This is a genomic window from Shewanella zhuhaiensis (assembly GCF_022484835.1).
Classification (GTDB): domain Bacteria; phylum Pseudomonadota; class Gammaproteobacteria; order Enterobacterales; family Shewanellaceae; genus Shewanella; species Shewanella khirikhana.
Genome location: NZ_JAKUDL010000002.1, coordinates 134,836 through 154,077 on the forward strand (window position 1 = coordinate 134,836; position 19,242 = coordinate 154,077).

The 19,242-nt window shown below is 49.4% G+C and carries 16 protein-coding genes; 12 read left to right on the forward strand and 4 right to left on the reverse strand.

Annotated elements, in window-relative coordinates:
- From asnB to MJ923_RS06240, 12 genes are all read left to right on the forward strand, one after another.
- Positions 1 to 1,788 carry an asparagine synthase (glutamine-hydrolyzing) gene (gene asnB, locus MJ923_RS06185; protein WP_276313009.1) on the forward strand — a complete coding sequence of 596 codons (1,788 nt, stop codon included), beginning with the start codon at positions 1 to 3 and terminating at the stop codon, positions 1,786 to 1,788.
- Entirely contained in the window at positions 1,778 to 2,692 is a 915-nt protein-coding gene (locus tag MJ923_RS06190; RefSeq protein ID WP_240590356.1) for a hypothetical protein, read from the forward strand. Before asnB ends, MJ923_RS06190 begins: the two co-directional genes overlap by 11 nt.
- Positions 2,689 to 3,732 (forward strand): acyltransferase family protein, encoded by a 1,044-nt coding sequence (locus MJ923_RS06195; protein ID WP_240590357.1) that lies wholly within the window; start codon positions 2,689 to 2,691, stop codon positions 3,730 to 3,732. The genes MJ923_RS06190 and MJ923_RS06195 overlap by 4 nt, the downstream gene beginning before the upstream one ends.
- A 26-nt stretch (positions 3,733 to 3,758) precedes the next feature.
- Positions 3,759 to 4,985 (forward strand): glycosyltransferase family protein, encoded by a 1,227-nt coding sequence (locus MJ923_RS06200; protein WP_240590358.1) that lies wholly within the window; start codon positions 3,759 to 3,761, stop codon positions 4,983 to 4,985.
- A gap of 126 nt (positions 4,986 to 5,111) precedes the next feature.
- A complete protein-coding gene (locus MJ923_RS06205) occupies positions 5,112 to 7,061 on the forward strand; it encodes a polysaccharide biosynthesis protein (protein ID WP_240590359.1) in 1,950 nt (649 codons plus the stop codon).
- 378 nt (positions 7,062 to 7,439) lie between these two features.
- Entirely contained in the window at positions 7,440 to 8,813 is a 1,374-nt protein-coding gene (glmM, locus tag MJ923_RS06210) for a phosphoglucosamine mutase (protein WP_240590360.1), read from the forward strand.
- Between the two features lie 381 nt (positions 8,814 to 9,194).
- A complete protein-coding gene (locus MJ923_RS06215) occupies positions 9,195 to 10,340 on the forward strand; it encodes a dTDP-glucose 4,6-dehydratase (protein ID WP_240590361.1) in 1,146 nt (381 codons plus the stop codon).
- On the forward strand, positions 10,340 to 11,275 hold the full coding sequence (gene rfbA / locus MJ923_RS06220) for a glucose-1-phosphate thymidylyltransferase RfbA (protein WP_240590362.1): 936 nt from the start codon (positions 10,340 to 10,342) through the stop codon (positions 11,273 to 11,275). The genes MJ923_RS06215 and rfbA overlap by 1 nt, the downstream gene beginning before the upstream one ends.
- Before the next feature lie 3 nt (positions 11,276 to 11,278).
- Positions 11,279 to 12,163, forward strand: a complete 885-nt coding sequence (gene rfbD, locus MJ923_RS06225; RefSeq protein ID WP_240590363.1) for a dTDP-4-dehydrorhamnose reductase — start codon at positions 11,279 to 11,281, stop codon at positions 12,161 to 12,163.
- A 139-nt stretch (positions 12,164 to 12,302) separates the two neighbouring features.
- Positions 12,303 to 12,833 carry a dTDP-4-dehydrorhamnose 3,5-epimerase gene (gene rfbC, locus MJ923_RS06230; RefSeq protein ID WP_240590364.1) on the forward strand — a complete coding sequence of 177 codons (531 nt, stop codon included), beginning with the start codon at positions 12,303 to 12,305 and terminating at the stop codon, positions 12,831 to 12,833.
- 116 nt (positions 12,834 to 12,949) lie between these two features.
- Entirely contained in the window at positions 12,950 to 14,323 is a 1,374-nt protein-coding gene (locus MJ923_RS06235; protein ID WP_240590365.1) for a UDP-glucose dehydrogenase family protein, read from the forward strand.
- 73 nt (positions 14,324 to 14,396) lie between these two features.
- The gene (locus tag MJ923_RS06240) at positions 14,397 to 15,416 is read left to right on the forward strand and encodes an NAD-dependent epimerase (RefSeq protein WP_240590366.1); all 1,020 of its coding nucleotides are present in this window, start codon (positions 14,397 to 14,399) and stop codon (positions 15,414 to 15,416) included.
- Between the two features lie 58 nt (positions 15,417 to 15,474).
- On the opposite strand, the gene MJ923_RS06245 is transcribed toward MJ923_RS06240, so the two are convergent.
- The 4 genes from MJ923_RS06245 to MJ923_RS06260 are packed head-to-tail and all read right to left on the reverse strand — an operon-like array spanning position 15,475 to position 19,236.
- The gene (locus MJ923_RS06245) at positions 15,475 to 15,996 is read right to left on the reverse strand and encodes a copper resistance protein NlpE (RefSeq protein WP_240590367.1); all 522 of its coding nucleotides are present in this window, start codon (positions 15,994 to 15,996) and stop codon (positions 15,475 to 15,477) included.
- 35 nt (positions 15,997 to 16,031) lie between these two features.
- Positions 16,032 to 17,270 (reverse strand): CDP-glycerol glycerophosphotransferase family protein, encoded by a 1,239-nt coding sequence (locus tag MJ923_RS06250; protein ID WP_240590368.1) that lies wholly within the window; start codon positions 17,268 to 17,270, stop codon positions 16,032 to 16,034.
- A gap of 38 nt (positions 17,271 to 17,308) precedes the next feature.
- Positions 17,309 to 17,704 carry an adenylyltransferase/cytidyltransferase family protein gene (locus MJ923_RS06255; RefSeq protein WP_240590369.1) on the reverse strand — a complete coding sequence of 132 codons (396 nt, stop codon included), beginning with the start codon at positions 17,702 to 17,704 and terminating at the stop codon, positions 17,309 to 17,311.
- Between the two features lie 11 nt (positions 17,705 to 17,715).
- Positions 17,716 to 19,236, reverse strand: coding sequence for a sugar phosphate nucleotidyltransferase (locus tag MJ923_RS06260; protein WP_240590370.1), 1,521 nt, complete (start codon positions 19,234 to 19,236; stop codon positions 17,716 to 17,718).
- Positions 19,237 to 19,242 lie beyond the last annotated feature (6 nt).

Here is a 19,242-nt window from a genome sequence, read left to right on the forward strand (position 1 = left end):
ATGTGTGGTATTTTTGGGCATTTTTCGTTTAATGAAATAGAGATGGCAGAAGATACGATAAGGTCGATGGGAGATATTATCGATTATCGAGGCCCCGACGGCCAAGGAATATACTTTGGAGACAGAGTTGCCCTCGGGAATCAACGTCTTGCGATAATTGATATTGAAGGTGGGTCCCAACCTTTTTATTCCGATGATGGAAAAGTCGTAGTTGTTCAAAATGGTGAGATTTTTAATCACATCGAACTAGCTGAAGAATTGAGTAACACTAAGTTTAGCTGCAAAACTCATAGCGATACCGAAGTTATTTTGAATCTTTATCTTACATATGGCATAGACTTTGTTAGCCGGCTAAACGGTATGTTTGCGATAGCAATTTATGATGCTAGAATTGATGAGCTTTTTATTATCCGAGATAGAGTTGGAGAAAAGCCACTATATTACTATCAAGATGCGGATGACTTTATTTTTTCATCTGAAATCAAATCAATTCTTAATTTTCCTATAAAGCGAGAATTAGATTTACATGCATTGGATTGTTATCTGGCTTATAATTACGTTCCTGCGCCACTAACTATGTTTAAAGGCGTGATTCATATGCTTCCCGGCACCTATATTAAAGTATCTACCCACGGTTCAGAGAGTTATCAGTGGTGGAGTTTGGATGGTAGAACTCATGATAAAGTTACTGAGGAACAGTGGGTAGATCGCTTTAATGAAACAATAGATGATGCCGTAAGGTTGAGGTTAAGGTCTGACGTCCCTTTTGGCGCCTTTCTTTCAGGTGGCGTAGACTCTTCAACGGTTGTGGGTTTTATGGCTAAACATCTTGCCTACCCGGTCAAGACTTTTTCTATTGGTTTTAATGAAGACAAATATGATGAGTCCCCCTTTGCAATGGAAGCTGCCTTAAGATTTTCAACTGAGCATGAGTGCGAAAAAGTAAGTCCTAATTTGTTATCATACTGGGGCAAAGTAATATTCCATTGCGACCAACCACATGGAGATGTCTCATTTATTCCTACGTTCAAGGTAGCGGAATTAGCATCAAAGAAAGTCAAAATGGTCTTAACCGGAGATGGGGCCGATGAGTTATTTGCTGGTTATGATAAATACAGAGAGTTATTCGAATCTACCGATCCTAATCTGTCTGACGATGAGTTTTTTGATGCTTTTATAAACTCGCTGACGCTATTCAGCGAGGAATCAAGATCCAGGCTTTTAAACACTGCAACCCAGATAGATAACACCTTCGCTAACACTCGGGATCTAATCAGTCGTAGATTTTTTGAGCTAAATGATGACGATAGAATTAACAAAGTTCTCTATGTTGACACTATGTTACTCCTTAGTGGAAATAACTTGGTTAAGCCTGATAGGATGGGAATGGCCGTGTCTATAGAAAACAGATCCCCCTTTCTAGACTACAGGATGATAGAATTGGCATTTTCTATGCCAGGTTCAATGAAGTTAAATAATGGTGAAACTAAATATATTTATAAGAAAGCTGTAAGTCCTCTTATTGGTGAGGGTCTCGCATACAGGAAAAAGCAGATGTTTACCGTTCCTATAGGTGAATGGTTGAAATATGAACTTAAAGACATGGTATATGATTTGCTTCTATCTGATGAAGCTAAATCTCGAAATATTTTTGATTATAAATTTATTCTTTCAATGTATGAAGAACATTGTAAAGGGTTAAATAATTATACAAGGGAGATTCGAGCTTTAATGGCTCTTGAGGTCTGGTTTAGACAGTTTTTACCGGATTATCGGTATGAAGCTTAGTTGTCATTTGGAAAAGCATAGACTCTGCTCTATGCTTTTTTGTATTGTTTATGTAACTTTGGCAGGTTCTTTGAATGTCACGATGTTTGAGGATGTTTACAATGATGGTTTTTACTCACAAGTAAGCTATGTATTCGCAAATTATAATACTGGTTCAATATTCTCTCCATTGTTTGTTATCCATTCTTTTCGCTTATTTGTAGTTTTTCCATTCTATTTAGCTTACATAAATGGTTGGTCTGGTTATTCGGAGGCCCTAATTTATCTTGTTTATATGCTCCCTCTATTTTTGGCTAAAGATAGGGTGATCGTTTTCTCAGGTTTGTTATTGTTATTTTTTCCTTTGCTGCTTAGTTACCGAACCGTTCTAGGGATGCTTGGCTTAGGGTATCTTTATATATGTTTGTTTTTTGACAAAGGAAGATATTTTTTACTTATATTTTCTGCGCTTCTTGCTAATCTTAGTTCTGGAATTGTTGTGGGGTGGATATTCGGTGTAATGAGCTCTTTTAAGTATTTGAAAAGAAATTACCCTTTAATTATACCTGTTTTTATTGTTATGTTGATAGGCTTTCTAGGCTCCTTGGTTCACAAATACGAATTTATGTTCAGTTCAGCCGGTTCTGTCTCTAACGGTAGTTTTTTTGAAAGAAGTACATTCTATGTAGCTATAGAGCATCAGCAATATAGTAGACTCTTTATTTATAGTATTGTGACTATTGCTCTTTTATTCGTTGTACTATCCGGTGCATGCAGTTCTAGATTTTCTAATAGAGCGACTTTATTCTTCTTTGGAGGAATGCCGCTGATTTTTTTCGAGGGGGTAGGACTAATCTCTTATGCTCTGTGTCTTTTAATAGTTTTGGTTCGTGCGTTTGGGAATATATTTAGGAGAATCATGTGAATAAAGAGAGATATTATTCTTTAGATTATTTTAGAGGGCTTATGGCACTTTCTATCATGATTTTCCATTATTTGTCATGGCAGGGGGTAGAGTTAGCGAATTCAAGTTTAATAGGAAAGTTAGGAGTTTATGCTGTCGCCGTATTTTATATTTTAAGTGGAATGAGTTTAGGTGTTGTTTATCTTCGTCATAGTTCTTTTGTAATAAAAGATTTTTATTTAAAAAGGATTCTAAGAATATGGCCTCTTTATTTTTTTGCTGTGATAGTAACCATCTTTTATAAACTAGTTCAAAGTGTGATCCTCGGCGAGCAACTTCATTTGGATACAGTTGAGGTTCTTCTGAATGTTACGCTGCTCTTCGGCTTTTTTTCACCAGATAGTTATGTTCCAATTGGGGGGTGGTCTATAGGTAATGAAATGGTTTTTTATTTTCTCTTCCCATTAATTGTGCTACTCATTCAGAATCGGCTTTACAAAGCTCTATGGTTTTTATATTGTTCGTCTTTCGTAATATTTTTATATTATGCTCTTTCTCTCATAGAGCACGCAGGTAATATTTCTGAAACTTGGCATTTGTATGTTCATCCCGCAAATCATTTCTTCCTTTTCTTTTCGGGAGTTCTTATTGGTCATTATATAAGGCCCTCAGCAAGCGAAAGCCCTAGAATTTATTGGCTTACACTTGTGTCCTTTTTTTTCGTTTTTACCTTTTATCCAGTCGATATCGGTAAGTCGGAGTTGCTCGGAGGGTGGGGAAGAGTATTTTTGACTTCTTTAGTTTGTTTGTTTTTGCTTATTTACTATTATGTGAACCCAATTCTGTCTGGGTGGTCTCATCGTATTTTATCTTGGCTAGGCGATCATTGTTACTCCATATACATACTTCATCCTTTGGTGTATTTTCCTGTGGATTTTTTGCTTGGAGAAAACTTTAGTGCGGTATCGATATTTTGTGTTGCTTCATTCTCTACATTTCTTGTTTGTTTCCTTTCTTTTAAGTACATCGAGAAGCCATTTTTGAGACTAGGCTTTCGGTAGTTTAAGGTTTTGTGGTTGGATTATATATGGTTAAAAAAAACAAGGTTTTCCTTATTGCTTATGGCGGTGGACACATTAAGATGTTACTTCCAATTATTCGGCGACTTAGGTCGGAAGCTAATATTGAATTAGTAGTATTCGGATTGACTACTGCTTTGGCAGTATTGGATTCAGAAGGCGTTGACTACATTTCGTATTCCGATTTCTCAACCGATGACCACATCGCCCTAGGTAAACAGTTACTCGCTGGGGCCCAGCTAAGTTCCGCAATTCCAGAATATGAATCTTTCGCCTACCATGGAGTTAATTTTTCTGAGCTTAAAAATAACCATGGGACAGCTGCTTGGGATATCTGGATGGATAAGGGACGACAGTCCTTTTATCCAATAGAGTTTTTCAAAAGTGTTTTGAAGGACCTTTCACCTGACCTTGTTTTGGCTACTAATTCACCTCGTTCAGAAAAGGCTGCTCTTGACGCAGCGGCGTTTCTTGGAATATCTTCCATTTGTATGGTGGATATGTTTGCTCTGCAAGAGGCTGCATGGATTTGTAAACCAAACTACGCTACCAAAATCTGCGTTTTAAATGATTCAGTTAAGGATTTTTTTGTTAAAAATGGATGCGATTTCTCCAGGGTTGTTGTTACAGGGAACCCTGCTTTTGATGCGGTATACGACGAGCGTTATTTTGATAAAGGTCGAGAGCTTCGTAGCGTTCATGGCTTGAGCTCTAGTGATGTTCTGATACTTTATGCTTCTCAGCCTGAGCCCGTGATGCATCCTTTTTGTAATCGAGTCGGTGAACCAGATTTACCCAGAAATATAGAACATTATCTTAGGGACTATGTTCGAGATAAACAGGGTGTGTATTTGGCTGTGAGGTATCATCCAAGTGAAAACGTGCAGTTCATTTCGTCTGAAAACGTAATATATAGCAAGAAAATCGACGAGCTATATTCGATAGTCCACGCATCTGATGTAGTCGTAGTCACTGCCTCTACCGTCGGACTTGAAGCTAGTTTAGTAGGAAAGCAAGTTATTTCAGTGGATTGTTCTATTTTCACAGAAGATGCGCCTTTTAGTAAAATGGGTATTTCAAAAGGCGCGAGTAGTATAGAGGCTCTTGGTCAATTGCTTGATGAACAAATCAATTTTTTTTCTAGGCCAGAAGAACACAATTTTATTCACGGCTGCAAGGACGCTACAGGTGCAGTTTGTGCTGAGATCTATAAGATTTTAAATCTACGAAAATAATAACAGTCTGGTTCTTAGCTAAATGCCTTAATGTAATAGGTGGATTTTCCGATTTATTTGTACCTGTTTCATATTTTCCCACGTTCGTGTATCTTCTTTCTTATGTGAGTCTAAGGATTACAATCTATGGCCTTTCTACAACTCTTGTTTTCTCTAAATCGACTTCAAAAGCGCATTGTGAGTGTGGTCCTAGACTCTCTGTTTTTGGTCCTCTCATTTTGGTCCGCATTGATAATGAGACTTGACACATTCGATGTCTTTTCGATTGGTCAGTATTGGTTATTGGTCACATTTGTGTGCCCATTAAGTATTATCGCATTTATTAAACTTGGTTTATACCGAGCAGTATTGCGGTATTTAAGCTACCAAGCTTTGACCGCTGTTTCCATAGGTATTTTTATAAGCACTATAGCTATGTTAGCCTTAGCTTACGTTCTACAAGTGGATCTCCCTCGCACGGTACCCTTTATTTATTCAGTATTCGCACTTGTACTTGTCGGCGGGTCCCGTGCCATGATGAGATCAATGGTAGGTAGCGGTATTAACCGGCGCGGCGAGCCAGTAATCATATATGGTGCTGGAGTGAGCGGAAGGCAAACCGCAATGGCTCTTGCTCAAAGCCACGAGTACCATCCGTTTGCCTTTGTTGACGACGATGAAACCCTACATGGCACCGTCATTCAGGGGCTGCATGTGCATTCGCCATCCATTATCAGAAAGCTCATTAAGCAAAAGCAGGCGACCCGGGTGTTGCTGGCCATGCCAAGCGCAAGCCGCGCCCGCCGCCAGCAGATATTGCAAACGCTTGAGCCTTTGTCGGTAAAAGTGATGACTTTGCCTGCCATGGCCGATTTGGTCAGTGGTAATAAGCTTTTCAGTGACGTAAAAGAAGTTGAGATTGAGGACTTGCTTGGCCGCGACTCGGTTGCGCCTCGAACTGATTTGATGCAAGCCAATATCACCGGCAAGGTGGTGATGGTGACAGGCGCTGGTGGCTCGATTGGGTCGGAGCTTTGCCGGCAAATCATCCGCCTTTCACCCAGCAAACTGGTGCTGTTTGAACTGTCTGAATTCGGGCTTTATTCAATCGAGCGTGAGCTGCAGGCCATCAAGCATGAACTTGGCCTGAAAGTTGATATTTTCCCGATGATGGGCTCAGTACAGCGTCAAAACCGGGTTCAGGCGGTGATGGACGCCTTTAAGGTTCAAACCGTTTACCACGCTGCGGCATATAAGCACGTGCCTTTGGTAGAGCACAACGTGGTTGAAGGGGTTCGCAACAACGTATTTGGCACCCTTTATACCGCCGAGGCAGCGATTGCGGCCGGGGTCGAAACCTTTGTGCTGATTTCAACCGATAAAGCGGTGCGGCCTACCAACGTGATGGGCACCACCAAGCGGATGGCGGAGTTGGTATTGCAGGCGTTTTCTAAAAAGCAAAGTGCAACTCGCTTTTGTATGGTGCGCTTTGGTAATGTGCTTGGCTCCAGTGGTTCGGTTGTACCGCTGTTTCGCAAACAAATTGCCAATGGTGGCCCGGTTACTGTGACTCATCTGGAGATCACCCGCTTTTTCATGACCATCCCTGAAGCATCTCAGCTCGTTATTCAGGCTGGGGCTATGGGCAAGGGCGGCGATGTGTTCGTGCTGGATATGGGGCAGTCGATTAAGATTGTTGATTTGGCACGTAAAATGATTAGGCTGTCAGGCTTTGAGGTGAAGGATGACCTTAACCCTGATGGTGATATCGAGATCCAGTTCAGCGGCCTGCGCCCCGGCGAAAAGCTTTATGAAGAGCTGCTCATTGGTGACAACGTTGAAGGTACAGGACACGAGCGCATTATGACCGCGAGCGAAGTCTTTTTGACCTGGGATGAGCTTGAAGTGGTGCTTGATAAACTCGATATGGCCTGTCATGCGTTCGACCACGAGACCATTCGTGAGTTATTGCTTAAAGCGCCCACCGGCTTTAATCCCACAGACGGGATTTGCGATCTGGTGTGGTTGAATAAACAGAACGACCTGACCGCTACCAACCTCGAGTCAAATCTGGTGGCGATAAAAGGCGCATCGTAGTGCACCACTGCGTGGCGCCATAACGGCCTGCGGGCTTTCAGAACGCCACTTCGTGGCTACAGAACGGCCTGCGGCCTACGGGACGCCGCTTCGCCGCTACAGAGCGCCCGCGCTGCGGGCTTATGGAATCGAGCAGCAAGACTCTCGGCTTTCGGCTTTCTGCTTTCTCCGTACGCGCGACTGCATGGACGGAGGGCTTGGAACAACGCATGAGCTGTTATCGAGCGTTCGGTGAGTGAGCTTGCGTACGTTCGGTATTCGCAGAACCTAGAACCTAGAACCTAGAACCTAGAACCTAGAACCTAACACCTATGTTTCTTGTTTTAATCGTTTTTCGGCCGGGCATGCCCGGCTTTTGTTTTTCTGGGGAATCCGTTTATGGGAAGAGAATCGTCAAGGAAGTATTTTGGCACCGATGGTGTTCGCGGCAGGGTAGGTGAGTTTCCGATAACGCCCGATTTTGCACTTAAACTTGGTTGGGCGGCCGGGACTGTGATGGCTGCCTCCGGTACCAAAGAAGTGATTATCGGTAAGGATACGCGCCTGAGCGGCTATATGCTCGAGTCTGCCATGGAGGCGGGTTTTTGTGCCGCCGGTGTAAACGTGGCATTGACCGGGCCGTTGCCTAAGCCTGCTATCGCGTATCTGACCTCGACCTTTCGCGCCGATGCCGGGGTGGTGATAAGTGCTTCACATAATCCGTTTTACGATAATGGCATTAAGTTTTTCTCAAAAACCGGCACCAAGCTTAATGATGCGCAGGAGCTTGAGATTGAGCGCTTGTTGGTTGATGCAATAGAGAACCAGGCCATGGTTTGTGTTGACCCGGCAAAACTTGGCAAGGTGCGCCGTATCGAGGACGCCGCAGGCCGCTATATTGAATTTTGTAAGGGCACCTTCCCGAATACGTTGTCACTCGATGGCCTGACTCTGGTAGTAGACAGTGCCAATGGCGCGGCCTATCACATTGCCAAAAAGGTGTATCAGGAGCTGGGCGCCCGCGTTATCAGCATTAACGACAAGCCCGATGGCGTAAACATTAACGATCACTGCGGTGCAACCCACATGGACAGCCTGCAAACGGCCGTGATGCTGCACGAAGCGGATTTGGGTATTGCGCTTGATGGTGATGCCGACCGCCTGATGATGGTCGACAGCAGTGGCGCTGTTGTTGATGGTGACGAGCTTTTGTACATACTTGCCAAGTCAGCAAAGGCGCGTAACGAAGCCTTTGGTGGTGTGGTGGGTACCCTGATGTCAAACCTTGGCTTTGAGCAGGCACTGACTGGGCTTGGCATTCCATTCAAGCGCGCCAAGGTTGGCGACCGTTACGTAGTGGAACTTTTGAAAGAAACCGGCTGGCGCCTTGGCGGTGAAAACTCGGGCCATATTTTAACGCTCGACTTTGCTACTACCGGTGATGCCATTGTTGCCTCATTGCAGGTGCTGCGCGCCTTGCTTGAGTCGGGCCAGACCATAGCGCAGGCGCGTGCCGGATTGGTGATGTTCCCGCAGGTGCTGATTAATGTACGCTTAACTGGCGATGCAGCAGTAGCCCTCGAGCATCCGTCAGTTAAAGATGCCGTTGCCACTGCAACGTTTGAGCTCGGTCAAAGTGGACGGGTCCTACTGCGTAAGTCCGGTACCGAACCACTTATTCGGGTAATGGTAGAGGCCAAAGAGGCTGTGAAAGCCAATCAATATGCCGAGCTTATTGCCAATGCGGTTAAGGCAGCTGGCGAGGCCAGCTGACAGAGCGCCCGCGCAGCGGGCGTACAGAACGGCCTGCGGCTGCCGAGCGCCCTATGGGCTTTTAGAACGCCTCTTCGTGGCTACAGAATACAGAACGGCCAGCGGCCTACAGAGCGCCCGCAATGCGGGCTTCTGGAATCTGGAAGGGTGAAACACGCTCTGCAGTTTCTGTAGCGCGCGACTGCATGGACGCAGGAGTTAGGAAGTAGGATAACGCAGGAGTAGTTATCGAGCGTTTGGTGAGTGAGCTAGCGAACGTTCACTATAGGCAGAACCTAGAACCTAGAACCTAGAACCTAGAACCTAGAACCTAGAACCTAGAACCTAGTACCTAGAACCTAGAATTTAAAAGAGTAGCCTTCTGCATTTATGAGGTTGTCCATGAACATTCTTGTCACCGGTGGCTGCGGTTTTATCGGCTCAGCGCTTATCCGGTATTTAATCAAGAATACTGCCCACACGGTGGTGAACGTCGATAAGCTGACCTATGCAGCTAATTTGAGTTCGCTTGCCGAAGTGGCCGATAACAGCAGATACCGGCTCGAAGTTGTTGATATAGTTAATTATGCTGAACTTGAAAGGATATTTGCAGCCTTTCAGCCCGATGCGGTAATGCATTTAGCGGCGGAGTCCCATGTCGACCGTTCTATCTCCGGCCCCGCTGACTTTATTCAAACAAACATAGTGGGCACCTTTACCTTGCTCGAAGTGGCCCGAGCGTATTGGACTGGGCTTGATGACATGCGCAAGGCGGCTTTTCGCTTCCACCATATCTCCACCGATGAGGTCTATGGTGATTTGCCCCATCCGGATGAGTTTAGCCGCGAGATTGCGCTTGACTCGGGGCCCGTGACGGGGGAGCCGAATGCCGACACCCAGAATCCGTATCCCGAATTGCCCTTATTTACAGAAACCACGCCCTATGCGCCCAGTAGTCCCTATTCGGCTTCTAAAGCCGCTAGCGATCATCTGGTGCGGGCCTGGCATCGCACTTATGGTATGCCGGTGGTGCTAAGCAATTGCTCTAATAACTATGGTCCTCATCAGTATCCGGAAAAGCTCATACCGCTGGTGATCCTGAACGCATTGCAAGGCAAACCGTTGCCTGTATACGGCAAGGGCGATCAAATTCGCGACTGGCTGTATGTGGACGATCATGTCCGGGCGCTCTATAGGGTCTTGACCCACGGAAACGTGGGCGAAACTTATAACATCGGCGGCCACAACGAAAAGCAAAACCTCGATGTGGTGCATACGATTTGTGACCTTTTGGACGAGATGGTGCCAAAGGCGGGCTCCTATCGTGAGCAAATTACCTATGTGGCGGACAGGCCCGGCCACGATCGTCGCTATGCCATCGATGCCAGCAAGATGAGTACGATGTTGGATTGGCAGCCACAAGAGACTTTTGAATCAGGCATTCGCAAGACAGTGCAGTGGTATCTGGATAATGAGCAGTGGGCCAACAACGTTAAGAGTGGCGTCTACCAAAACTGGATTGAGCAGCAATACGGAGCAAAGCGTTAATGAAAGGAATTATTCTCGCTGGTGGCTCGGGTACGCGGCTTTATCCCATCACGATGGGAGTCTCTAAGCAGCTTCTTCCGGTTTACGATAAGCCAATGATTTACTATCCATTATCGGTATTAATGCTGGCCGGAATTTGTGAGGTTCTGATTATCACCACTCCAGAAGACCAAGCAGGTTTTCAGCGTCTACTTGGTGATGGCAGCCAATTCGGTATCACGCTGCAATATGCCTTGCAGCCAAGCCCCGATGGTCTTGCCCAAGCCTTCATCATAGGTGAAGCCTTTATTGGTAACGATTCTGTATGCCTCGTTCTTGGCGATAATATATTTTATGGCCAAAGTTTTTCGCGCCAGTTGCACGACGCCGCGCGCTCTGAGGGTGCTACGGTATTTGCCTACCATGTGACTAACCCCCAGCGGTTTGGTGTGGTCGAGTTTGACAGCGCCGGCCGCGCTGTCAGCATCGAAGAGAAGCCTTTGTCGCCCAAATCTCACTATGCAGTTACGGGGCTGTATTTTTATGATAATCAGGTGATTGAGATAGCCAAATCCCTCACACCCTCGGCCCGGGGTGAGCTTGAAATCACCGACATCAATAATGCCTATCTGACAAGGGGTCAGCTTAATGTCAGTTTGCTCGGACGGGGATTTGCCTGGCTTGATACCGGCACCCATGATGCGCTGATGGAAGCCGGGCATTTCGTGCAAACCATCGAAAAGCGCCAGGGGCTCAAGATTGCCTGTCTCGAAGAAATTGCCTATCGGCAGGGTTGGATAAGCGCCGAGCAGATGAAAGAGCAGGCATCGGCGCTAAGCCATAGCGGCTATGGTGAGTATCTGTTGCAGTTACTGACGTTTGAGCCACAGCCCATCAGGGGGAGCTCGTCTTTGGAGGCTGCAGTTATGCCTACCAATACGGCGAGTGATGATTAGTCCATGAAAGTAGCGATTTTTGGCGCAACTGGCCAGGTGGGGCGGGCGCTCAAGGCGTGTAAACCATCGACCTGCCAGCTTTTGACACCCACGAAAGCCGAGGTGGATTTTTTGCGCCCCGAGTCCTTGTTTGGGTATATAAAAGACCATAAACCGGCGCTTATTATCAACTGCGCCGCCTACACAGCCGTTGATAAGGCTGAATCCGAGCAAGCTATCTGCAGGGTGATAAACGCAGATGCCTGTGGGCATCTTGCCCGCGCCGCCGCTGAAATTAATGCAGCAATTATTCATCTTTCTACCGATTATGTGTTTGATGGGCATCTTAGTCGCCCTTATCGCGAGGATGATGAGCCTGCGCCCTTGTCTGTGTATGGGCAAAGCAAGTGGCAAGGTGAGCAGCTGATTGCAGCCCATGCTGAGCGACATCTGATTGTGCGAACCTCCTGGATTTTTGACGGGCAGGGTAAAAATTTCGTCAATACCATGCTCTCACTTGCCGCCATTAAGCCTGAGCTTAGGATTGTAAGTGACCAACTTGGCGCGCCGACTCCGGCATCGTCCCTGGCGCTGGCGATATGGCAGCTTGCGCTGCGTGCCCAGCAAAGCGACTGCCCTTGGGGAACCTATCATTTTAGCGGTGCGCCTTTTATCAGTTGGTACGGGTTTGCCAAGGCCATTTTTTCTGAGGCGCAGCGCCTTGGTGTGATTAAGCCCAGTCCAGCGCTGATACCCATCAGCGCCGCTGAATTTGGCGCTGCGGCACTTCGGCCCGCCAATTCGCGGCTTGATTGCGCTAAAATCGACGCAACTTTTGCAATAAAGTCCGCCGATTGGCGTTTGGCGTTAACCGGGATGCTTGAATCAAAAGCCCGTCAGGCAGAGTAGTGAGGCGGCTTGGGTTCATGCTCAGGCCAGTGTTCAGTCCAGTGTTCAGGCAAGTGTTCAGGTCAGGGTTCAATTAAGTGTTCAGGTTAATGCGCTGGTTAATGTTCAGGTTAATAGTGTTGAGTGGTAGGAGCGTGTCATGCAGGTGTTAGCCACCGCGATAGCAGAGGTTAAGCTTATCATCCCCAAGGTATTCAGGGACGAGCGGGGCTATTTTTTGGAGTCCTTTCAACAGCAGCGGTTTGCCGAATCGGTTGCGCCCGTGGATTTTGTGCAGGATAACCTGTCGCATTCGGTCAAGGGGTCGCTTCGCGGGTTGCACTGGCAGGAGCAGCATCCTCAGGATAAGTTGATATCGGTCCTGCAGGGCGAAATCTTTGATGTCGCGGTGGATATCCGCAAAGGCTCGCCTACCTATGGCAAGTGGGTTGGAGAGGTTCTGTCCAGTGATAACCATAAGCAGATTTTTATCCCTAAAGGCTTTGCCCACGGTTTTTATGTGCTTTCAGAAACGGCCTTGGTGAGCTACAAATGCAGCGACTTTTATCATCCAGCATCCGAGCGTTGTATCCGCTGGGATGACCCTGTGCTTGCCATAGACTGGCCGCTTTCAAGGTCGCCGCTTATTTCAGAGAAAGACAATTTGGGTATGGCTTTCGTGGATTTGTAAGCTGTCCTCTCATTAATTCCCGCCTGAATTTCATTTTTATCCTGTTTGTCATATGCTTGCTGCAAATGGTATGGCATGCTTTTGCCGTGTGCGTACGTTAAATGTTCGGAGCAAGGATGAAGGTAACCGTATTTGGTGTTGGCTATGTTGGCCTGGTGCAGGGTGCTGTGCTGGCTGAAGTGGGCCACGACGTGCTGTGCGTTGATATAGATGAAGCCAAAATCATCGGGCTGCAGCAGGGGCATATTCCCATCTATGAGCCGGGGCTTGAGACTCTGGTGAAAGAGCAGATGGCGCAGCATCGCCTGACCTTTACCACAGATACTCAGGCCGGTGTTAATCACGGCGAGGTGATTTTTATCGCCGTGGGTACACCACCTGATGAAGATGGCAGCGCCGATTTGGTTCACGTGCTTGGGGTAGCCAAGGACATAGGCCTGCATATGTTTGACCCCAAAATTGTGGTGAACAAGAGCACAGTGCCGGTTGGAACCGCTGATAGGGTGCGGGATGCCATTGCAGCCGAACTTGCCTCGCGGGATCTGAATATTTGCATCGAAGTGGTGTCGAACCCTGAGTTCTTAAAAGAGGGGGCGGCGCTGGATGATTGTCGCCGCCCTGACCGCATTATTGTCGGTACCCACAGCGATGAAGTGGAAGAGGTGATGCGTGAACTCTACGCGCCTTTTAACCGCAGTCGCGACCGCATGCTGTTTATGGATGTACGCAGCGCCGAACTCACCAAGTACGCTGCCAACTGCATGTTGGCGACCAAAATCTCCTTTATGAACGAGATGGCTAATATTGCCGAGCATCTCGGTGCCGATATTGAAATGGTGCGCAAGGGCATAGGCTCAGATCCGCGCATCGGCTATCAGTTTATCTATCCTGGCTGCGGTTACGGCGGCTCCTGTTTCCCGAAAGATGTGAAAGCGCTGGTGAAAACATCCGAAAAAATCGGTGTTGATGCACGGGTGCTGAAATCGGTTGAAGCGGTAAATCATCAGCAAAAACAGCGTTTACCTGAACTGGTGAAGCAGCACTTTGGTGACGATCTCACCGGGCTGGTATTTGCGCTATGGGGGCTGTCTTTCAAGCCTCAAACCGATGACATGCGTGAGGCGCCAAGCCGGGTGGTCATTGAAGCGATTATCGCGGCCGGTGGCACTGTGCAGGCATTCGACCCTGAAGCCATGACAGAAGCCCAGCGCATTTACGGTGTACGTGACGAGCTTAAGCTGCTGGGCACCAAGGAAGCGGCCCTCAGCGGCGCCGATGGTCTTATTGTTTGTACCGAGTGGCTGAGTTTCAGAGCGCCTGATTTCAGCGAAATCAAACGCCTTTTGAAGCAGCCGGTGATTTTCGATGGCCGCAACCTGTACGATCCGGCCCGGCTTGAGGCCAAGGGCATTGCCTATTACGGCATTGGCCGCGGCCGCTCGGTTAAGCATGCCGATGTGCGCAAGGTACTCGGATGCAAGGTACTCTGATGCAAGGTACTCTGATGCAAGGTACTCTGATGCAAGGTACTCTGATGATTGATGGCCGTGTAAGGGGAATTAAGTGAGTCACTCCGGCACAGTATTGGTAACGGGCGCTGCTGGCTTTATTGGCGCCGCGGCATGCAAAAGGCTGCTTGCCGAAGGGCATAGGGTTTATGGCATCGATAATCTTAACGATTACTACGATGTCTCGTTAAAGCAGGCGCGCCTCGCCGGGCTTGAAGCGCATGCTGAATTTCAGTTTCAGCGGATGGAGCTGGCTGACCGCAGCGCGATAGCAACACTTTTCGATACTTTAAAGCCTGATTGGGTGTTGCATCTTGGTGCTCAGGCCGGGGTGCGTTACTCCATCGACAATCCCCACGCGTACGCCGATGCCAATTTGGTGGGGCACCTCAACATTCTCGAAGGGTGCCGCCAAAGCGGAGTAAAGCATCTGGTGTATGCTTCATCAAGCTCCGTGTATGGGCTGAATAAAAAGCTGCCCTTCGCAACGACTGATTCGGTCGACCACCCCATTTCCCTCTATGCGGCCACCAAAAAAGCCAATGAGCTGATGTCCCACAGCTATGCCCATCTTTACGGTGTACCTTGCACCGGCTTGAGGTTCTTTACCGTCTATGGCCCTTGGGGCAGGCCGGATATGGCACCCATGCTGTTTGCCAGAGCAATTATGGCGGGAGAGCCCATCAAGGTGTTTAATCAGGGCGATATGAGCCGCGACTTTACCTTTATCGACGACATCATTGAAGGCGTGGTGGGTGTGTTGCCGCTGCCGCCGCAGGTATCGCCAGCTTGGTCGGTGGAAAGCGGCAAAAGCTCGGAAAGTTCAGCGCCATTCCGGGTACTGAATATCGGCCACGGCAGCCCTGTGTCTTTGATGCACTTTATTGAAACCCTTGAAAATGCCCTTGGCCGTAAGGCCATCAAGCAGTTTTTACCGATGCAGGATGGCGATGTGAAAGCCACCTGGGCCGATACCGAAGACTTATTTGCTATCACGGGCGTGCGCCCGAAGGTCGCAATTGAAGAGGGGGTAAAGGCCTTTGCCGACTGGTATCTTGGCTTCTACCATCCCTGACTATCAGTGTTAAACAAAAACGCGCCTTCGGGCGCGTTTTTGTTTATTGCCCACAGCGTTATGGCTGTTTGCCAAGGCGATAGTGGTCAGCAAGGGCGCCCGTGATGCGTTTGCCTTCACGGTCCAGCATAAACAGCTGATTTTCACCTACCTGATACCAGGCGCCGCTTTCAAGTTGGATAGCGCCGCCGCTGGTGTTCCAGCTGAAACTGCCACGCTCTTCAAATACCTTGGGCTCGGCTCCGGCTTCCTGCTCACCCAGATACTGAGTCTCGAGCAGATAAGTGCCATCACCATTGAGTACCAGGCGGGTGCTTATGCCTTCACAGCTGGCGCAGGGAAGCACGCCTTCATAGCTGCCGGGCCAGTCCAGGGAGGTGCGGCTGCTGTCACCAACTGGCAGGGCTTCTGCGCTGTTTGGTGTTTCGATCGAGACCGCAGGCCCTGGCGGAGTGTCTTGTTGCTGTTGAGCAGGGGGCTGCTCTTGAGCTGAAGGCTCTTTTGTCGCTGAAGGCTCTGAGCAAGCGCCAAGCGCCAGTGGCAGGAGGGCAATCCACAGTGTCTGTTTAAACGCTTTCATCTTAACGCCTTGATAACAGTATTTATTTCAAGGGTTCAGCTTAAGCTATCACTGGGGTGGCTGCAACCGACCTCAGGTTGATTTTCCGCTGTAGTCAGCCCAAGTTCAGTTTCGATAATCGCAAAGGGGTCAGCCAGTGGCTCTTGCCAATAGAGCTGCCTGTGGTGGTGGCGCAGCTCGGCCGAGCTGGCTCTGGTGAGGCAGTCCTGTTGCTGCAGCAGTGCAATCAGCTCATCCGGGGTGTGCACCACGGGGCCGGGGGGCTCCAGCGCATCGGCGAAATGATAGGCATTGCGGCAGCACTGCCTGTATTCGGCTTCATCGAACCGATAAAACGCCAGCGGCACGTCAAACAGCAGTGCATCGATATAAAGCGATGAATAGTCGCTGATAAGCAAGGATAGCTCGGGCAGTAAATCGTACACATCTTCCCGGCTGCTGATGTCCACTATTTGCGGGTGCGACGGCAGTTTGATGCCTTTTTTTACATCGTTGGGGTGTAAACGCAGCAGCAGTGTGGCGTTCAATCGCTCAAGGATGGGGGCAAGCGTTGCCGCCGGCAGCAGCGTATCCAGCCCATGTTTTGTGCCGCCATCGCGCCAGGAGGGTGCGTAGAGAATAAGCCTTGGGCGCCAGCTGGCAGGCCGTGCAGGTTTGGCCGTTGGATAGCGCTGATAAAAGGCGCTTCTTGGGTAAGCTGCGAGCTTTATGTCACTTTCTGCCAGCCTGAATGCCGAGGCAAAGCATGCTCTTACCGGCTCGCTTGGCGCCAACATCAGATCTGGCCTTAAGTATTCCTGATGGTACTTGAGCCGTTTCAACAGCCCATAAGGGGGCTGAAAGCGCTCGGCCATGGGGCCTGTGGTTATATCAAATTCAATCGCTTTCATCGGCGAGCCGTGCCACAGATTTATCCTGCGGGCACCTTTTCCAAGCCATTGATTAATATCGCCAACATAGGCGCTGTACAGGTAAGTGCCTGCGGTCAGCGCGTGCCAGATCCCCTTAAGTGACCAGCGCTCTGCGGCATGAAGACCCTGTTCGTTTAACCTTGCAGCCAGTTCGCTGTCACCGGTTATCCAGATAACCTTAAGCTGCTGTAGCATCGACAGGTGCAAATACAGGTATTTACTGTTATCGGTAAAACGATTTTGGTATGCGCCGACGCACACTTTACCCGCTTGTCTTGGGAACAGGCCGCTTAAGCCGTAGAGCAGTTTGCAAAGCAGCCTGGCACCATAAAAAGTCAGTGTTTTTACCCCGAAACCTGCCATATCCAGCCTCCCGAATCCTTTTGCGTACCGATTTCAGCTCACAGATGAGGCGCCCCCAAACTGGCGCGGATCTCGGTGGTGGACACATATTCGGTGCGGGGCAGGTACAGGACTCTACACAGGGCTGAGAGATGGTCGAACTTGCCCTGCCAGTCATCGCCCATGGCAAATACGTCCACGCCATAGCCACTGATATCCCGGACTTTTTGGTCCCAATGGGTTTCGGGAATGACCATTGAAACAAAGCGGCAGGCGGCAACAATTTCGGCCCGCTGCTGATAGCTGAAAAACGCCGCCTTGCCTTTGATGGCATTGAACTCGTCGGTAGATACGCCAACAATCAGCCGGTCTCCCAGCGCTGCCAGACGGGCAAACAGGCGCACATGGCCGTAATGGAATAAATCGTAGGTGCCGTAGGTGATGATGGTAGTCATGGTAAGGCTCCTTATTGGGCTCGGTGGCCTGAATTCATATGGCTGTCATTGGCCGTCTCAAGCGGCTGCCGGCCTGCATGGGCAAACTGGATATCTGCGGTAAGGGGTTGTGGTTCCAACAGGGCTGACATCTCTGCCTCCCCGGCTTTATGCGCCGGGTTTAGCGATGCTTTCAGGTGCAGATACAGCCATTGCCACAGGCGTTTTGCCCGCCCGAGTCCGGAAAGCGCAGCAAACTCCTGATTGACCAGCAGTTGCTCTTCTGCTGGCGCATCCGCCAGCAGGCCAAGTTGCAGCGGGCCAAAGAGACCGGGCTTTTGCTCCGGCTGGTGTTTTGAGCCGGTTTGACGGGGCAGCTTGATAGGTTTGGCCTTGCCAGCAGGGCTGGCTGATGCCAGCGCAGACTGGGAGACATTCGCGGGACCAAGCAGGGTGGTTGCTCCCCGCAGCAGTTGTGAGATACTCGGCAGCGGTGCAGGCAAACTTAGCTGCAGCGCCCGTGCCGTCAGCGCTGCCAGCGGCCACAGTGGCAACAGGCCAAGCAGGGTCAGGCCCGTCAGGGTGCTTTGAATAGATGCTCTTTCCTGCCGGACGCGGCGACTGTCCCCCAGCAGGGCTGGGTCGAATACGTCAATGGCGCCGCCACTCACCGGGTCGATAAGCAGGCCGCGGGAGACAATTTTGTTTTTAAGATACAAGCCCTTGCCAAGGGCTGAGTCGGCGAGGATCAGGCTGTCGTTGATGACCACATCCCGGGCGGCAATCATCCCATCACCGAGCACATTGATGCCCTCCAGACGCACGCTGGCATCCAGCGAGCAGTCATCGCCGATAATCCCAAAACCCTGCTGAAAGTGCAGCCCTGGCACCCGGCTGTGGGCGCCAACATAAAAGGGGAAAGATGCATTGCCCGATGGGCGGCGGGCGCCTCTGGGACTAAGGCCGGTAAATCGGCCCATGGCGAGCAGGCGACTGGTATCCATCAAGGCGCTTAAGTCCTCAAAGTGGCTGCAATGGCCGTGCAGCACTTCCACGATGCTGTTGCTGTCTGGTCGCGGCATTTTCAATGGCCAGGCAAGCTGGGTAAGCGCCAGTGGACTGGGCTGGCCACACCAAAGCCCGGGGGAGCGGCGGTCGAGCCTTGGGATGAGCCGCTCGGCGCCCAGGCGATGGGCGAAGGCCAGATAGCCTTTGATGCAGGGACTTCTCAGGATATCGCCGCGCACAAACAGATACTGGCTGTCGTCATCAAGCCCCAGTCGTGGCAGCAATCTGGCGGGGGACTCCTGCGGGTGGGACAAGAAATAGCTCACCTGTAAATCCCAGCGCTTGCCATCGCCGATAAGCGCCTCAATGGCATCCGCCATCGGCCCTACTATCAGCCTTACCTTATGAATTCCTGCCTCTTTTAAGTCGTCAAGGGTGTACTCAAGCAGCGCCCGATTGGCCACGGGCAGCAGTGCAGGGCAGTAGTGATCGTGCAGGGGCTTGAGTTCCCGGCCATGGCGATTGGCAAAAACAATGGCTTCCATAATCGG